Source organism: Nocardia sp. NPDC057668, from assembly GCF_042799795.1.
GTDB lineage: Bacteria > Actinomycetota > Actinomycetes > Mycobacteriales > Mycobacteriaceae > Nocardia.
Genome location: NZ_JBHVIC010000006.1, coordinates 28,813 through 45,018, shown reverse-complemented (window position 1 = coordinate 45,018; position 16,206 = coordinate 28,813). Strand labels below are relative to the sequence as shown.

At 68.5% G+C, this 16,206-nt stretch carries 12 protein-coding genes and 1 riboswitch; of the genes, 5 read left to right on the top strand and 7 right to left on the bottom strand.

From position 1 onward, the window contains the following. Window positions 1–154: 154 nt before the first annotated feature. A complete protein-coding gene (locus tag ACFVBH_RS30900) occupies window positions 155–1,303 on the bottom strand; it encodes an epoxide hydrolase family protein (RefSeq protein ID WP_379007033.1) in 1,149 nt (382 codons plus the stop codon). Window positions 1,304–1,391: 88 nt separating this feature from the next. Between ACFVBH_RS30900 and ACFVBH_RS30895 the strand changes: the two genes are divergently transcribed. After that, the gene (locus ACFVBH_RS30895) at window positions 1,392–2,036 is read left to right on the top strand and encodes a TetR/AcrR family transcriptional regulator (RefSeq protein ID WP_379007031.1); all 645 of its coding nucleotides are present in this window, start codon (window positions 1,392–1,394) and stop codon (window positions 2,034–2,036) included. A gap of 92 nt (window positions 2,037–2,128) precedes the next feature. Here ACFVBH_RS30895 and thiC read toward each other — a convergent pair whose 3' ends face one another. Next, window positions 2,129–3,787, bottom strand: a complete 1,659-nt coding sequence (gene thiC, locus ACFVBH_RS30890) for a phosphomethylpyrimidine synthase ThiC (RefSeq protein WP_379007029.1) — start codon at window positions 3,785–3,787, stop codon at window positions 2,129–2,131. Further along, window positions 3,783–3,905: riboswitch (TPP riboswitch) on the bottom strand. (Overlaps the previous gene by 5 nt.) A gap of 226 nt (window positions 3,906–4,131) precedes the next feature. On the opposite strand from thiC, the gene ACFVBH_RS30885 reads away from it, so the two are divergent. Further along, window positions 4,132–4,806 carry a TetR/AcrR family transcriptional regulator gene (locus tag ACFVBH_RS30885; protein WP_379007026.1) on the top strand — a complete coding sequence of 225 codons (675 nt, stop codon included), beginning with the start codon at window positions 4,132–4,134 and terminating at the stop codon, window positions 4,804–4,806. Between the two features lie 95 nt (window positions 4,807–4,901). On the opposite strand, the gene ACFVBH_RS30880 is transcribed toward ACFVBH_RS30885, so the two are convergent. From ACFVBH_RS30880 to ACFVBH_RS30860, 5 genes are all read right to left on the bottom strand, one after another. Next, on the bottom strand, window positions 4,902–5,138 hold the full coding sequence (locus ACFVBH_RS30880) for a hypothetical protein (RefSeq protein ID WP_354988119.1): 237 nt from the start codon (window positions 5,136–5,138) through the stop codon (window positions 4,902–4,904). Window positions 5,139–5,301: 163 nt separating this feature from the next. Next, complete coding sequence (locus tag ACFVBH_RS30875; protein ID WP_379007022.1) at window positions 5,302–7,566, bottom strand: MMPL family transporter; 2,265 nt, start codon at window positions 7,564–7,566, stop codon at window positions 5,302–5,304. Window positions 7,567–7,668: 102 nt separating this feature from the next. Beyond that, window positions 7,669–8,838, bottom strand: coding sequence for a fumarylacetoacetase (fahA, locus tag ACFVBH_RS30870; protein WP_379007019.1), 1,170 nt, complete (start codon window positions 8,836–8,838; stop codon window positions 7,669–7,671). Between the two features lie 70 nt (window positions 8,839–8,908). Beyond that, window positions 8,909–10,117, bottom strand: a complete 1,209-nt coding sequence (locus ACFVBH_RS30865) for a homogentisate 1,2-dioxygenase (RefSeq protein WP_379007016.1) — start codon at window positions 10,115–10,117, stop codon at window positions 8,909–8,911. Window positions 10,118–10,183: 66 nt separating this feature from the next. After that, complete coding sequence (locus tag ACFVBH_RS30860; protein ID WP_354988123.1) at window positions 10,184–10,810, bottom strand: TetR family transcriptional regulator; 627 nt, start codon at window positions 10,808–10,810, stop codon at window positions 10,184–10,186. 194 nt (window positions 10,811–11,004) lie between these two features. Between ACFVBH_RS30860 and ACFVBH_RS30855 the strand changes: the two genes are divergently transcribed. The 3 genes from ACFVBH_RS30855 to ACFVBH_RS30845 all read left to right on the top strand — a co-directional run bounded on the left by ACFVBH_RS30855 (window position 11,005) and on the right by ACFVBH_RS30845 (window position 16,053). Beyond that, on the top strand, window positions 11,005–12,924 hold the full coding sequence (locus ACFVBH_RS30855; RefSeq protein WP_379007014.1) for an acyl-CoA dehydrogenase family protein: 1,920 nt from the start codon (window positions 11,005–11,007) through the stop codon (window positions 12,922–12,924). A gap of 141 nt (window positions 12,925–13,065) precedes the next feature. Next, complete coding sequence (locus ACFVBH_RS30850; protein WP_354988125.1) at window positions 13,066–14,019, top strand: oxygenase MpaB family protein; 954 nt, start codon at window positions 13,066–13,068, stop codon at window positions 14,017–14,019. Window positions 14,020–14,220: 201 nt separating this feature from the next. Next, the gene (locus ACFVBH_RS30845; RefSeq protein ID WP_354988126.1) at window positions 14,221–16,053 is read left to right on the top strand and encodes an acyl-CoA dehydrogenase; all 1,833 of its coding nucleotides are present in this window, start codon (window positions 14,221–14,223) and stop codon (window positions 16,051–16,053) included. The last annotated feature ends 153 nt before the right edge of the window (window positions 16,054–16,206 follow it).

The following is a 16,206-nucleotide window of genomic DNA, read 5'->3' as shown; positions in this document are numbered from 1 at the left end:
GTAACTCGCTGAATCCAGTACACCAACGGAGCCCGCGCGGAACCATCGCCGTGCGTCTCGCGGACATACGGGAGACGCTCGCGCACGAACGAGGGGGAGAACGCGCGAGACCCGCGCCCCCGGAGGGTTGCGGGTCTCGTGAAATGCGGACAGCTCAGCCGAGCTGGGCGAAGAACTCGCGGATGTCGGCGATCAGCACCTCCGGCGCCTCGTGCGCGGCGTAGTGCCCCGCCGCGTCGTTCGCGCCGCCGCCGTGCACCGAGGTCGCGTCGTAGGAATTCCAGCGCACGATGTTCTTGTGATCCCGCTCGGCGAAGCGGCGGATCGACTGGAAATCACCCTTGAACATGGCCAGCGCGGTCGGCACGGTGGTCGGTCCCTGCGGGTGCTCGGCGGTGTGGGCGTCCTCGTAGTAGAAGCGGATCGAGGAACCCGCGGTGCCGGTCAGCCAGTAGATCGCGACGTTGCCGATGATGAAGTCGGCGTCCAGGGATTCGCCGAAGAGCTGGGAGTTCCAGCCCAGCAGGCCGACCGGGGAATCGGTGAGCGCGAAGGCCAGGGTCTGCGGCTGCTGGCTGTGCAGCATGTTGAACGCCATCTTGTTCTCGTGGAACCACTGCAGGATCGCCAGCCCGGCCATGTCCTCCTCGGACAGGTCCGCCATCTCGGCCGGATCGCCGGACGGGAACGAGAACAGCTGCGTCACATGGACTCCGATCACCTTGTCCGGGGCGATGCGGCCCATCTCCGGGGAGATCATCGAGCCGCCGTCGTTCCCGATCGCGCCGTACTGCTCGTAGCCGAGACGGTCCATGAGCTCGACCCAGGCGTGGGCGGTGCGGTAGCGGCTCCAGCCGGTGCTGCGGGTGGGGCCGGAGAACCCGAAGCCGGGCACCGACGGGATGACCAGGTGGAAGGCGGGATCGGCGTCCGAGGCCGGCGCGGTGAGCGGTTCGATCACGTCGAGGTATTCGAGGATCGAGCCCGGCCAGCCGTGGGTCAGGATCACCGGCGTCGCGTCGGCGCGCTCGGAGCGGATGTGCAGGAAGTGGATGTCCTCGCCCTCGATCTCGGTGGTGAACTGCGGGTACGAGTTCAGCTTCGCCTCGAGCGCCCGCCAATCGAAGGACTCCAGCCAGTACTCGGCGAGCTCGCGCACCCGCTGGTTCGGCACGCCGTAGGCGTCGGCGACACCGGGGAGTTCCTGCGGCCACACCGTCCGGCGCAGCCGATCGGCCAGATCGTCCAGCCGGGCCTGGGGGACGTCGATGCGGAAGGGCTTGATGGCGGCGGTGTTGCTCATGTCGATCTCCTCGGTTGGAACGGAATGTTTCGTTCTGTTTCCAACGATAGCGGAACAGATCGTTCCGTTCAAGTGCTATTGTGGATTCATGCCGAAAGTTTCCGAAACCCCAGTTCAGCGCGGACTGCCCGGTCGCAAGGCGCAGGCCGCCCGCAACGACGAACTCATCCTGGCCGCCGCGCGCGAGGTGTTCCTGGCCGATCCCAAGGCCCCCATCTCCGCGGTCGCCGAACGCGCGGGGGTGGGCATCAGCGCCCTGTACCGCCGCTATCCGGGGAAGGAGGATCTACTGCGCACCCTCTGCTATGACGGATTGCGCCGCTACAACACCGAAGCCGAAGCGGCGCTGGAAGACTCCGACGGCTGGCGGGGGTTCGTGGGCTTCCTCGAGCGGGTCGTGGACGCGGACGTGCACTCGCTGACCACGCACCTCGCGGGGACCTTCACCCCGGACGACTCGATCCTGCCGGACATCCAGCGAGCCGGCGCGCTCAATTCCGAAATCCTGCGCCGCGCACACGAATCGGGCCGGCTGCGTCCCGCCGCGACGGTCGCCGACGTGGGCCTGATCCTCGAATCCTGCGCCGCCATCACCCTGCCCGATCCCGAGCGCACCGCCCAGCTCCGCCGGCGCGTGCTGGCGCTGCTCGTGGACGGACTCGCCACCACCGGCGACCTGCCCGGCCCGCCACCCGCCCCGGACGAGTTCGCCCACCGCTGGCAGCGGCGCTGAGCCGGATCGTGCCGGTGGGCGCACGGCCGGTGGCAACGACAACGGCCCACCGGTGAAATCCGATGGGCCGCGGTCGATATCGATGTCGCCGATCAGGAGACGACGGGCAGGTACACCTTGCCGCCGGTCGAGGCGAACTCGGCCGACTTCTCCGCCATGCCCGCCTCGATGGCGGCCACGTCGGTGAGCCCCTGCTTCTCGGCGTACTCGCGCACGTCGGCGGAGATCCGCATCGAGCAGAACTTCGGACCGCACATCGAGCAGAAGTGCGCGGTCTTGGCCGGCTCGGCCGGCATGGTCTCGTCGTGGTACTCCCGGGCGGTGTCGGGGTCCAGCGACAGGTTGAACTGGTCGTGCCAGCGGAATTCGAAGCGCGCCTTGGAGAGCGCGTCGTCGCGGTCCTGGGCGTGCGGGTGGCCCTTGGCCAGATCCGCGGAGTGCGCGGCGATCTTGTAGGTGATGACGCCGACCTTCACGTCGTCGCGGTTCGGCAGGCCCAGGTGCTCCTTGGGCGTGACGTAGCAGAGCATGGCGGTGCCGGCCTGCGCGATGATGGCCGCGCCGATGGCCGAGGTGATGTGGTCGTAGGCGGGCGCGATGTCGGTCGCGAGCGGGCCCAGGGTGTAGAACGGCGCCTCCTCGCACAGCTCCTCCTCGAGCCGCACGTTCTCCACGATCTTGTGCATGGGCACGTGACCGGGACCCTCGATCATCACCTGCACGCCATAGGATTTGGCGATCTTCGTGAGCTCGCCGAGGGTGCGCAGTTCGGCGAACTGAGCCTCGTCGTTGGCGTCCGCGATGGACCCCGGCCGCAGACCGTCACCCAGGGAGAAGGTGATGTCGTACTTCGCCAGGATCTCGCAGAGTTCACGGAAGTTCGTGTACAGGAACGATTCCTGATGATGCGCCAGACACCACGCGGCCATGATCGACCCGCCGCGCGAGACGATGCCGGTGACGCGCTTGGCCGTGAGCGGCACGTAGCGCAGCAGCACGCCCGCGTGCACGGTCATGTAGTCCACGCCCTGCTCGGCCTGCTCGATCACGGTGTCGCGGTAGATCTCCCAGGTCAGCTTGGTGGGATCGCCGTTCACCTTCTCCAGCGCCTGGTAGATCGGCACGGTCCCGACCGGGACGGGGGAGTTGCGCAGGATCCACTCGCGGGTCTCGTGAATGTTCTTGCCGGTGGACAGATCCATGATGTTGTCCGCGCCCCAGCGGGTCGCCCACACCATCTTCTCGACCTCCTCGGAGATCGAGGAGCTCACGGCCGAGTTGCCGATATTGGCGTTGATCTTCACCAGGAACTTCTTGCCGATGATCATCGGCTCGCACTCGGGGTGATTGTGATTCGCCGGGATCACGGCGCGACCGGCCGCGACCTCCTCGCGCACCACCTCGGGCTCGACGCCCTCGCGCGCGGCGATGAAACGCATCTCCGCGGTGACGATCCCTTCGCGCGCCCACGCCAGCTGCGTGCGCGGGCCCGGCACGTCGGGCTTGGTCCAGGCGTCGCGGGTGCGCGGCAGCCCGGCCTCGAGATCGATCACCGCGTTGTCGTCGGTGTACGGGCCCGAGGTGTCGTACAGGTCGAAATGCTCGCCATTGGTCAGATTGACCCGGCGCACCGGAATGCGCAGCGTCACCCCGTCGGACTCGACGAGTTCGTAGTGCTTGACGCTGCCCTGGATGGGGCCGGTGGTCACGGTGTCTACGGGCGCGGACGTCCCGGTGGCACGATTCGACATGAAAAAGAATCCTCCCTACGCCGGCATTACCCGGTCAGGTTCATACGGTCGACGGCCCTGACGCCTTGCGGCTAGCCGTCCTCTCAGCCCGCTGGTGCGAGCCCCCGTTGGCAGTGATTACCGCAGCCGACCTTACCGGGCGTCCGGAACCCGCGAGACCTACCCGCGAGGACCGGCCGATACCCGCGCAAACCGGACGGCCGTGCCCGGGAATCCCCCGGGCACGGCCGCCGAAGTGCGGTTTCGTGGAGTCCGCGCCGGGACGCGCCCGCCCGCGCGGTGCGGTGCGGTGACCGGTTGCCAACTAGATGTCTTTCTGAAACGCTCGCCGCTAATCTGTGGGCATGACCCGCAGCAACCCAGCCGCGGCACCGGACCGGGTACCCGTGCGGCGCCGTATCCGCGGCCTCGACGCCGAGGAGCGCAGCGCCCAGCGCCGCCGCCAATTGCTCACCGCCGCCACCGAACTCTTTGCCAGGCAAAGCTATTCGGGCACCTCGATCGAGCAGATCTGTCAGGCGGCGTACGTCGGGACCAAAGGCTTCTACGACCACTTCGACAGCAAGGAATCCTGCTACACCGCGCTGCTGTTGCAGATCACGCACGACATCCAGGAGCGCGTCGCGCGGGCCGCCGCCGAGACCGCGGAGCTGGCGTGGCGCGACCGGTTACCGCTGGTGGTCGAGGCTTTCGTGCACGCCATCGCCGACGATTCACGGCTGGCCAAGGTGACTTTCGGGGAGGCGGGCGGCATCTCGCCCGCGGTGGAGGCGCAGCGCCGCAGCAACCGGCGCTGGTCGGCGGCCTTCCTGGCGAGCCAGTGGCCGCGGCAGGCGGCGCTCACCGAACGGCAGGATCTGGCGCTGAGCCTGGCCACCATCGGCGGCATGTTCGAACTCGTCACCGACTGGCTGAACCATCACGACGACGGCGGCGATCCGGACAGCGTGGACACCCTCACGGCGGATCTGACCCGCTTCGTCATCGTGGTGGACGTCGGCCGGCAGGCCGCGCGCTAGCACCGGAAAACGCAACGCGGGCCGATCCTTTCGGATCGGCCCGCGTATTCGGGGGCGTGAGGCGCCGGGGCCGCGTCCTTCGCGCCGGGGCGCTGCTACTTGGCGGGGACACCCTGGGACGACAGGCTGCCCGATCCGGACAGCAGCGAGTACAGCAGCGACAGGAACGCCGGGTTGCACGAGGGCGGCTGGGACGAGGTGCAGCCGTAGTCCGACGAGCCGATCGGGCTCGCGGCCTGCGGTGCGGCGGCGGTCGCCGCCGCGGACGCGGCCAGCTGGGCGGGAACGAGCAGGGCGCCCGCGAGGGCGATGCCGGCAATGCGCTTGTTCATTCGAGACCTCGGTGTCTTCGGTTCGGTCGGGCGGAGCCGAGATGAAGTTGAAAGGTATCGTTTCGAACCCTCGCCGCGCTGCCCCGGATTATCGGGTCACCGGGTGCACTGCCGCGGCCCGCGATCCGGCGCGGGCCGGTGCGCGGGCTGCCCGCCCGGGGGCCTATTTTGCGAGAGCCGGCTCCGGAACCGGCTGCGCGGCAGCAGCTTCTGGGGCCTCCTCCTCCAGGCCGATCCGCTTGTGCAGCGCGGCCAGGGGTTTGGGGGCCCACCAGTTGCCGGTGCTCATCAGGCGCATCAGGGCCGGGACCAGCAGACCGCGGATCACCGTGGCGTCGGCGATGACCGCCAGGGCCAGGCCGATGCCGAACAGCTTCATCGCGGTCACCTCGGAGGTGGCCACCGCGAGCAGCACCACGGCCATCAAACCCGCTGCCGCGGTGAAGATCCGGCCGGTGCGGGCCACGCCCATCGCCACCGAATGGGTGTTGGCGGCGCTGGTGCGGTCCGAGGCCAGCCACTCCTCGCGAATGCGCGAGAGCAGGAAGACCTCGTAGTCCATGGACATCCCGAAGGCGATGCAGAACATCAGCACCGGCATGAACAGATCGGTGCTGCCCGTGGGGGTGAACCCGAGCACCCCGGACAGGTGCCCGTCCTCGAAGATCCAGATCATCGCGCCGAAGGTGGCGGTCAGCGACAGCGCGTTGAGGATGAGCGCCTTGAACGGCAGCACCACGCTGCCGGTGAACAGGAACAGCAGAATCAGGGTGATGATCGCGATGATCGCGCCCGCCAGCGGCAGCCGATCGATCACCGAGTCCATGGTGTCCTCGTTCAGCGCGGCCGCGCCGCCGAAGAGCACCGGTCCCGGCGCCTGCACCGCGCGCAGCGCCGCGAGCTGATCCTCGCCCTCCTGCGAATACGGCGCGACGGTGGTGCCCACCGACAGGTAGGCCCCGTGCGGCCCGGCCATCGCGGCGATGCCGGGGGCCATCTTGGCCGAATTCATGTACACGCCGTCGCTGGAGAGCACCGCGGGCACGCCCGGCACCGCGGACAGCGCCTTGGCGTACGCGCCGATCTGCTCGGCCGAGCCGTGGAACTCGGGCAGCACCACGACCGCGCTGGAGGCCATGTCGGCGTTGAAGTCCGAGCGCAGCGCGTCCCCGACCTGGCGGCTGGAGGCGAAGGTGCCGATCATCCGATCGTCGGGGGTGCCGAAATGCACCGACAGGAACGGGGATCCGACGAACAGCAGCAGCGCGCCGGTGACGAGCGAGACCGGCAGTGCCCGGCGCATGACCCCGCTCACCAGGCGGTACCAGAAGCTGTCCTGCGGAGCCTTCGGCGCGCTCTCGCCGCGACCGAGCAGGCGGCGCACCGGCTTTCGCAGATCCCACGCGTTGATCCGATCGCCGAGCAGCATGAGCGCGGCGGGCAGCAGCACCACCGACGCCGCGACCGCCGCCAGCACCACCGCGACCCCGGCGTAGGCGAAGGACTTGAAGAACGGCTGCGGGAAGACCGCCAGCGCGGCCAGCGCCAGCGCCACGGTCAGACCGGAGAACACCACGGTGCGCCCGGCCGTCTGAACCGCCCGCGCGATGGCGGCCTTGGGATCCCGGCCCGCGGCGATCTCCTCGCGATACCGGCTCACGATGAACAGGCTGTAGTCGATGGCCAGGGCGAAACCCAGCGCGCTGGTCATGTTCAGCGCGAACAGCGACACGTCCATGACCATGGTGAGCAGGCGCAGGATGCCGAGCGTGGCCGCGATCGCGAACAGTCCCACCGCCAGCGGCAGCATGGCCGCGACGACGCTGCCGAACACCAGCACCAGCAGCACCGCCGTGATCGGGATGGCGATGGCCTCAGAGACCAGCAGATCCTTCTCCACCTGGCGGTTGATGTCGGCGAAGGTGCCGGCCATGCCGCCGGTGCGGACCTGCACGCCGTCCCGGTCGCCGTTGAGCTCGGCGCTCAGGGCGTTCGCGGCGATCTGCACCTCGTTGTCGGTGCCCTCGAGGGTGGCCATGATCAGGCCGCGCTTGCTGTCCTTGCTGCGCAGTCCCGCGGCCAGATCGGGCCGCGCGGCGGTGCTGGTCCAATAGGACTGCACGCCTGTCACTTCGGGGTCCGCGGTGAGCAGATCGGTGATGCGCTGCGCCTCGGCGCGCGACTCGGGGCTGTTCACCCCGCCCTCGGAGGTGATCATCACGATGATGTTCGGGTTGCCGTCCGGGAAGCTGTCGGCCATGAACTGATTGGCCTGCACCGCTTCCAGCTCACCGGTGAGGTAGCCGCCGCCGACCATATGCGACTTCGCGGTGGCGCCGAAGCCGCCGCAAAGAATCATCAGCAACAGTGCGGCCACCAGGACGGCGCGCGGCCGTGCCATGGCGATCCGGGCAAGACTGGTCAACATTGACGCGCACCCTCCGAGGTCTTCTGACTTCGGAACGGTAGCGTTCAACTTCTGGCTCTAGCGATCCCCAGTGACCATGGTCATGCCCATGCCGGGCCGCTATCACCCGGCGATTCGGCCGCGCACCTCACCGAGGCTCAGCGTGCCGCCGCCCGCCGCCGGGGCGACGGCGGAGATGCTCACCTCGTCGCCGTCCTCCAGGAACGTGCGCCGCACCCCGTTCAGATCGATGGGTTCGCTGCCGCCCCGGCTCATCTCCATGAGCGAGCCGCGCTGCTCGCGCGCCGGCCCCGAGACGGTGCCCGAGGCGAACAGATCGCCGGTGCGGGTGGAAGCCCCGTTCACCGTCATATGGGCCAGCAACTGCGCGGGGGACCAGTACATGCGGTCGAACGGGGGAGCGGACACGCGCTGCCCGTTCCAGTCGATCCGGACCTCGATGTCCAGGCCCCAGAGGTCACCGCCGAGATAGGGCAGCGGGCGCGGCTCCTGCGCGGGCAGCGGAATCCGCGCCGCGCTCAACGCGTCCAGCGGGGTCACCCAGGCCGAGAGCGTGGTCGCGAACGACTTGCCCAGGAAGGGGCCCAGCGGCTGCCCCTCCCAGCCCTGGATGTCGCGCGCGGACCAGTCGTTGACCAGCGCGACCCCGAAGACGTGCGCGTCGAAATCGGCGGTGCGCACCGGGCTGCCCAGCGGCGAGCCCGCGCCGACCAGGAATCCCAGTTCGGCCTCGATGTCCAGCCGCCGGCTCGGGCCGAAATCCGGTGCGCCGGAATCGGTCCGGTACTGCCCGCTGGGGCGCGTGATCTCGGTGCCGGACACCACCACGGTGCCGGCGCGGCCGTGGTAGCCGACCGGGAGATGCCGCCAATTCGGCAGCAGCGCTTCGCCATTCGGGCGCAGCAGTTCGCCCATGGTGGTGGCGTGGTCGAGACTGGCGTAGAAGTCGACGTAGTCGCCGATCTCCACGGGTAGTTCCAGGCGCACCGCGGACACCGAATGCACGGCCGCCGCGGGCAATTCGGCCTCGGCCGCCGTGCGCACCCGCTCGCGGACCTCGCGCCAGCACTGCGGTCCCTGCGTCATGAAGGCGTTCAGGCTGGAGCGGGCGAACATGGGATCGTCCAGCGCCACCGCGAGATCGATGACCGAATCATCCAGCCGCGCGCCCACCCGCGGCTCGCCACCGAGCGGGCGGAAGACGCAGTAGGGCAGATGGGCGAGGCCGAAACCCGAGTCCTCGGGCACCTCGATACGTACGCGACTGCTCATGACCCCTGCACCTTCCCACCCACTCGCCGCTGTCGATCCACCGATTGTGTTGCCGTCGAAATCCGAGCTGTCAGATCCACGCCGAGTCGGGGCCGCGCCCCGACCAGGTCCACGCGTAGCCCGGGTCCTCGCAGGCCAGGGCCGCCGCGCCCAATTGCAGCGGATGGAACGTGTCCACCATGACGGCCAGTTCGTCGAAGAACTCCAGGCCGATGCTGCGCTCGTAGGCCCCGGGCTGCGGGCCGTGCGCGTAGCCGCCGGGATGCACCGACACCGAACCCTGGCCGATCCCGGAACCCTTGCGCGCCTCGTAATTTCCGCCGCAGTAGAACATGATCTCGTCGGAGTCCACGTTCGAGTGGTAGTAGGGCACCGGGATCGAGAGCGGGTGGTAATCCACCTTGCGGGGGACGAAGTCGCAGACCACGAAGTTCTGCCCGGCGAACGCCTGATGCGCGGGCGGCGGCTGGTGCACGCGGCCGGTGATGGGCTCGAAATCGGCGATGTCGAAGGTGAACGGGTACAGGCAGCCGTCCCAGCCGGTGACGTCGAAAGGATGCTGCGCGTAGACCATTCGGGTCCCGACGACTTCACCGGCCGGGCGATGCTTGACGAACACCTCGACGTCGTCCCCGGTCGCCAGCAGCGGTGCGGCGGGGCCGTGCAGGTCGCGTTCGCAGTAGGGGGCGTGCTCCAGCAGCTGACCGTATCTGGACAGGTAGCGCTGGGGCGGGGTGATGTGGCCCGCGCCCTCGATCAGGTAGGCGCGCAAGGGTTCCGGTCCGTCGGGCAGCCATCGGTGGGTGGTGGCGCGCGGGAGCAGCACGTGGTGCCCGGGATGCACGCGCAGCGCACCGAAGACCGTCTCCACCACGCCGGTCCCGGCTTCGATGTAGACCAGTTCGTCGCCGATGGCGTTTCGGTACAGCGGCGATTCGCGCAGGGCGGCCACGTAGGAGATGCGGACGTCGGCATTGCCGAGAATCAGGCGGCGGCCGGTCACCACGTCGGTCTCGGCAATCGCGGCGGCGGGGAACAGCTCGTGCAGCTTCAAATGCCGGTGTCGCAGTGGATGATTGGGGAACGTGCGCTGATCGGGCAGCGCCCAGACGGTGGAATCGACGATGGCGGTCGGCAATCCGCGGTGATAGAGCAGCGAGGAGTCGCCGGAGAAGCCCTCTTCACCCATCAGCTCCTCGTAGAAGAGCCTGCCCTGCTCATCACGATGCTGGGTATGCCGCTTGGGCGGCACCACCCCCACCTGCCGATAGAACGTCATCGCCGTCTCCCGCTGACTGATGGTCGATCCCCATCGTAGCCACCGGATTGCCGGCCGGGCCGCGTTTCAGGCGTGCCGCAGCGCCCGGAACACCGCGGCGCCCACGAACTCGCCCAGGGTGTCGGGGGTCCAGTCGCCGGGATCGCCGAGCATGGTGCGCACCGCGCCCTCACCGGCCGACACCCACAGCTCCACCAGGGCGGGCAGCTTCTGCTCGGCGTCGCTGGTGCCCCAGGCCCGCAGCGTCGGGCGCAGGCGCCGGGTGCAGCGCTCCACCGCCAGATCGCGGCCGCGGCCGAACGACTTGACCACGGCCGGATCGGGATTGCCGTAGAGCAGCCGCCAGCCGTCGGGGCGCGCGGTGGCCACGTGCAGCAGCGCGCGGAAGCCCTCGACGAACACCGCCTCGTCGGCCTCGACCCGCCGGCGCGGCAGGGCTTGCAGCACCCCGGCCAGCATGAGCGATTCCTCGCGCTGGATGAGCGCCTCGATGAGCTCGACGCGATCGGCGAAGCAGGCGTAGACCACGGGGCGGGTGACCTTCATCCGATCGGCCACCGCGGCGATGGTGACCGCGGCGATGCCGTCCCCGGCCGCTATCTCGAGCGCGGTGTCGAGCACCTGCGGACGGCGGCGTTCGGGCCCCAGATGCCGTGCACGCTGGCGGGGTCGTACAGCCGATTCGGTGCCCATGAGCACCGACCATAGCAGCGAATCCGGGGGACGGATCAGCAGGTCGGGAGCGGTCCCGAGCAGGCCGTCCGGTATGTGGCCTTCGGATGCCCGTCGCGTTGCGAGATCATTTCCTACACGCGCGAATAAAAATGCTACATTCACGAAGGAAAGAGGCGGCGCACCGGACGCCCCGGCCGGAGGAAAGACGAGAGATGACGCAGACCTTGTTCAATCCCAAGACCCACGAGTTCGCGGAATTCGACGCCGAGACCCGCCGGCTGCTGCGCGCCACGGTCGAGTGGTTCGAGGCCCGGGGCAAGGCGCGTCTGCTGGCGGACGCGCGCGATCGCGTCTGGTACTCGGAGTTCCTCGACTTCATCAAGCGGGAGCGGGTCTTCGCCACCTTCCTGACCCCGGCGGCCGAGGCGAACGGCGACCCGAACAAGCGCTGGGACACCGCGCGCATCGCCATGATGAGCAAGATCCTGGGCTTCTACGGAATGCAGTACTGGTACGTCTGGCAGGTCACCATCCTGGGCCTCGGGCCGATCTGGCAGAGCGCGAACGCGCAGGCCAAGGCGCGCGCCGCCGCCGATCTGGACTCCGGGGAGATCTTCGCGTTCGGGCTGTCCGAGCAGGACCACGGCGCGGACGTCTACTCCACCGACATGGTGCTCGAGCCCAAGGCGCGCGGGGGCTACACCGCCACCGGAGGCAAGTACTACATCGGCAACGGCAACCAGGCGAGCATGGTGTCGGTCTTCGGCCGGCGCTCGGACAAACCCATCATCGACAGCTCGGACTTCCTGCGGAAGATGACCGACGAGGAGTACTCGGGCTACCTGTTCTTCGCCGCGGACTCCCGGCACAAGAACTACAAGCTCCGCAAGAACGTCGTCGACTCCCAGATGTACGTGGCCGCTTTCGATCTCGACAAATACCCGGTCGCCGAGTCCGACATCCTGCACACCGGCCGCGGCGCCTTCGACGCCGCCATGAACACCGTCAACGTCGGCAAGTTCAACCTCGGCTTCGGCGCGGTCGGCGCCTGCGAGCACGCGATGTACGAGGGCGTCACGCACGCCGAGAACCGAATGCTGTTCGGCCACAACGTGACCGAGTTCCCCCAGGTGAAGGCGCTGCTGGCGGACAACTACGCCCGGCTGATCGGCATGAAGCTCTACAGCGAGCGCGCCATCGACTACATGCGCTCCGCGGGTCCCGGCGACCGCCGTTACCTGCTGTTCAACGCCATCGAGAAGATGTCGGTCACCCGCAACGGCCAGCAGCTGTTCGAGGATCTCGCCGACGTCATCGCCGCGCGCGGCTTCGAGAACGACACCTACTTCTCCATGGCGCTGCCGCCCATGTTCGGACTGCCGCGCCTGGAGGGCACGGTGCACGTGAACATGGCCCTGTCGCTGAAGTTCATGCCCAACTACATGTTCCACCCCGCCGACGCCGGATTGGCCGCGCTGCGCTACCTGCCTGGCGCGGGCGCGGCGCCGAAGGGACTGGTGCGCGGCGTATCCGACGCGCTGAGCTGGACCAGCCGCCGCGCGACCGGGCCCGCGAGCAAGGCCGTGCCGCGGCTGAAGTCCGAATTCGACAGCGCCGCATACGCTCCCGTACCGACCCGCCGCGACTCCGCCGATGACGAGTTCCTGTTCCGGCAGGGCCCGAGCAGCGGTCTGGGCCGGATCCGATTCCAGGACTGGCGGCCGATCTTCCGCCGCTTCGCCCACGTCCCGAACGTGGCGGTGTTCCTGGAGCAGGCGCAGGCGCTGCAGACCCTGCTCGCGGTGGCCACCCCGACCGCCGCGCAACAGGCCGACGTGGACTTCCTGTTCGGGCTCGGCGAGCTCTTCACGGTGATCCCCTACGCCCAGCTGATCCTCGAGCAGGCCGAGATCGAGGGCACCGATCCGGCGGTGCTGGATCAGCTCTTCGATCTGTTCGTGCGCGATGTCTCCGGGCACGCGGTGACCCTGCACGGCAAACCCTCCGCGACCAAGGCGCAGCAGACCCGCGCCCTGGATCTCGTGCGGCGTCCGGTGCCGTCACCGGCCCGTTTCGAGGCGGTCGTGAAGCTGGTCAGGGGTCTTTCGGGCGTGTACGCCATGAATCCCTGATCGGCCCTGCGAGACTCGCAAGCAAACTCGCTAACCCGACAAATCCGACACAGCAAATTCTACGTTGATGAATGAAACACGGCTTCCCGGTGCGCTGTTCGCCCAGTGCACCGGGGAATACTGCAAAGGAGCAGGCCGACAATGAAGGCAGCGATCTCTCGTCCGCAGTTCGACGCCCCCGCGCGCACCGTCCGCGAGGTGGACTACGGGTTCTTCGGCCCGGATTCGCCGACCTGGAAGGTCTGGACCGCGCCCACCGCGCTCATCGGCTTCCAGCGCTCGGTGGTGCTCGAGCACTTCGATCCGGATCTGACCGCGGCGGTGGCCGACGTGGGCGGCATCTACAGCGATCCGCGCGGGCGCCTGGACCACACCTTCGCCTACTTCCTCATCGCCGCCGTCGGCGACAGCCGCATGGCGGTCGAGGCCTCCGATCACCTCATGCGGGTGCACGCCAAGGCCACCGGCATCGAGCCGATCGGCGGAAAGCGCTACAGCGCAAACAATCCCGACTCGCAGCTGTGGATCCACGTCACCGGCTGGCATTCGGTGCTCAAGTGCTACGAGATGTACGGGCCGGGGCCGCTGAGCGAGGACGAGGAGCGGCGGTACTGGGCCGAATGCGTCGTCGCGGCCGAGTTGCAGACCTGCAGACCCGCCGACGTGCCCACCTCGCGCGCCGAGGTGCGCGAATACTTCGCGCGCGTGCGGCCCAAGCTGTCCTGCTCCGAGCGGGCCTGGGAGGGCATGCACTACCTGCTCTTCACCCCGCGCGACAAGGGCTTCAAGCTGTGGTCGGGCAGCCGCCTGGTCGCGCCCGCGGCCATCGCCACGCTGCCCGAGTGGATGCGCCGCACCGGCGGTTTCGATCAGCCCGGCGTGGTGGACAAGGCATATCCGCCCGCGGTGCGCACGGCCATGCGGGCGCTGGCGAACGACAAGCTCGAACTCAAGGTCGCCAAGAATTTCATCGGGCCGATGACGGGCAGGCTGCTGGGTCAGCACCTGAGCGCGGGCGTGCCCGTGAATCCGGTCACGGTCACCCCCGCCGAGGCCAAACAGCGCTACGGCAGGGCCGCGCAACCGACCGCCTGAGCCGCCGTGCCCGGTAACCGTGAATCGTCGGGCCGATCGGCTATCGAGGCTGCTCGGGTCGGTTCCCGGTTAACCGGGGTTCGTTCGCTGTGCGGTAGCCACCCGGTGTGACCTGGGGTACTGCTACCTACGGTTGCGTAGCGGAACGAACGTACGGCAGCCTTCTTTCGACAACTCGAACTTCGGCTAGGAGGCCAGTCCGTGTCCCATTACAAGGCGAACTTGAGAGACATTGAGTTCAATCTGTTCGAGGTACTGGGAATCGGTGCGCTGCTGGATCAGGGCGCCTACGGCGATCTCGACAGCGAGACCGCCCGCGACATGCTCACCGAGGCGCTGCGCCTCGCCGAGGGCCCGGTCGCCGAATCCTTCGTGGAGGGCGACCGCACCCCCGTCGAATTCGACCCGGCCAAGTACGAGATCACCGTTCCCGACCTGCTGCGCAAGACCGTCGCCGCGGTCAACGACGCCGGGTACTCCGGGCTCGGCATGTCCGAGGAGATGGGTGGCGTGCCCGCGCCCAACGCCCTCATCTGGGGCATCCAGGAAATGATCGTGGCCGCCAACAACTCGGCCTCCTTCTTCAACATGGGCCCGCTCATGCACAAGGTGATCTTCGACGAGGGCACCGACGAGCAGAAGCGCTGGGGCGCGCACGCCTGGGAGAACCGCTGGGGCGGCACCATGGTGCTCACCGAACCCGACGCCGGCTCCGACGTCGGCATGGGCCGCACCAAGGCCGTGCAGCAGCCCGACGGCACCTGGCACATCGAGGGCGTCAAGCGCTTCATCTCCGGCGGCGACGTCGGCGACACCGCCGACAACATCCTGCACCTGGTGCTGGCCCGCCCCGAGGGCGCCGGGCCCGGCACCAAGGGCCTGTCGCTGTTCATCGTGCCCAAGTTCCTGTTCGACCCCCAGACCATGGCCCTGGGCGCGCGCAACGGCGCGCTGGTCACCGGCGTCGAGCACAAGATGGGCATCAAGTCCTCGCCCACCTGTGAGATCACCTTCGGCGGCAGCAAGGATCTGCCCGCCGTGGGCTACCTGGTCGGCGACATCCACAACGGCATCGCGCAGATGTTCAAGGTCATCGAGAACGCGCGGATGATGGTGGGCACCAAGGCCACCGGCGCGCTGTCCACCGGATACCTGAACGCCCTCGAGTACGCCAAGCAGCGCGTGCAGGGCGCGGATCTGACCCAGATGACCGACAAGGCCGCGCCGCGCGTGACCATCACCCACCACCCCGACGTGCGCCGGTCGCTGGCCACCCAGAAGGCGTACGCGGAGGGCCTGCGCGCGCTCTACATGTACTGCGCCTCGTACCAGAACGCCGATGTGGCACAGGCGAATTACGGCGTCGACGCCGAAACCGCCGAGCGGGTCAACGATCTGCTGCTGCCGCTGGTCAAGGGCTGCGGCTCCGACCGCGCCTACGAGATGCTGACCGAATCGCTGCAGACCCTGGGCGGCTCGGGCTACCTGCAGGACTACCCGATCGAGCAGTACATCCGCGACTGCAAGATCGACTCGCTGTACGAGGGCACCACCGCCATCCAGGCGCAGGACTTCTTCTTCCGCAAGATCATTCGCGACAACGGCGTCGCCCTCGGGCACGTCGCGGGCCTGATCAACACCTTCGCCGAGAGCGGCCCGGACCGCTTCAAGGTCGAGCGCGGGCTGCTGGGCGCGGCCCTGGCCGACGTGCAGGCCATGGCGGCGGCGCTGACCGGCTTCCTCATGGCTTCGCAGCAGAACCCGGAGGAACTGTACAAGGTCGGCCTGGGCTCGGTCCGGTTCCTGTACGCGGTGGGCGATCTCGTCATCGGCTGGCGACTGCTGGAGCAGGCCGCCATCGCCGCGGCGGCGCTGGACGCCGGTGCGGCGGAGAAGGATCGGAACTTCTACACCGGCAAGGTCGCGGTGGCGTCCTGGTTCGCGAAGAACAAGCTCCCGCTGCTCGCCGGCGTCCGCACGATCGTCGAGAACGTCGACAACGACATCATGAAGCTCGACGAGGCTGCGTTCTAGCTCTCTGTGGTCTCCCGGCCCCGCACCTTTGGTGCGGGGCCGGATTGCGTAGTGGGGGAATGACGCCCGTGGAGTGGAAGTCGTCCGGGGACGGGGCGGAATGTGTAGGGGGAGGGGGGATTCGGGGGTGACTTATCCGGGTTTCTCATTACC

What these genes read in the sequence shown, in the direction of transcription:
- ACFVBH_RS30900 (WP_379007033.1), bottom strand. Translation starts at nt 1,303, where the DNA reads ATGAGCAACACCGCCGCCATCAAGCCCTTCCGCATCGACGTCCCCCAG.
- ACFVBH_RS30895 (WP_379007031.1), top strand. Translation starts at nt 1,392, where the DNA reads ATGCCGAAAGTTTCCGAAACCCCAGTTCAGCGCGGACTGCCCGGTCGC.
- thiC (WP_379007029.1), bottom strand. Translation starts at nt 3,787, where the DNA reads ATGTCGAATCGTGCCACCGGGACGTCCGCGCCCGTAGACACCGTGACC.
- ACFVBH_RS30885 (WP_379007026.1), top strand. Translation starts at nt 4,132, where the DNA reads ATGACCCGCAGCAACCCAGCCGCGGCACCGGACCGGGTACCCGTGCGG.
- ACFVBH_RS30880 (WP_354988119.1), bottom strand. Translation starts at nt 5,138, where the DNA reads ATGAACAAGCGCATTGCCGGCATCGCCCTCGCGGGCGCCCTGCTCGTT.
- ACFVBH_RS30875 (WP_379007022.1), bottom strand. Translation starts at nt 7,566, where the DNA reads ATGTTGACCAGTCTTGCCCGGATCGCCATGGCACGGCCGCGCGCCGTC.
- fahA (WP_379007019.1), bottom strand. Translation starts at nt 8,838, where the DNA reads ATGAGCAGTCGCGTACGTATCGAGGTGCCCGAGGACTCGGGTTTCGGC.
- ACFVBH_RS30865 (WP_379007016.1), bottom strand. Translation starts at nt 10,117, where the DNA reads ATGACGTTCTATCGGCAGGTGGGGGTGGTGCCGCCCAAGCGGCATACC.
- ACFVBH_RS30860 (WP_354988123.1), bottom strand. Translation starts at nt 10,810, where the DNA reads ATGGGCACCGAATCGGCTGTACGACCCCGCCAGCGTGCACGGCATCTG.
- ACFVBH_RS30855 (WP_379007014.1), top strand. Translation starts at nt 11,005, where the DNA reads ATGACGCAGACCTTGTTCAATCCCAAGACCCACGAGTTCGCGGAATTC.
- ACFVBH_RS30850 (WP_354988125.1), top strand. Translation starts at nt 13,066, where the DNA reads ATGAAGGCAGCGATCTCTCGTCCGCAGTTCGACGCCCCCGCGCGCACC.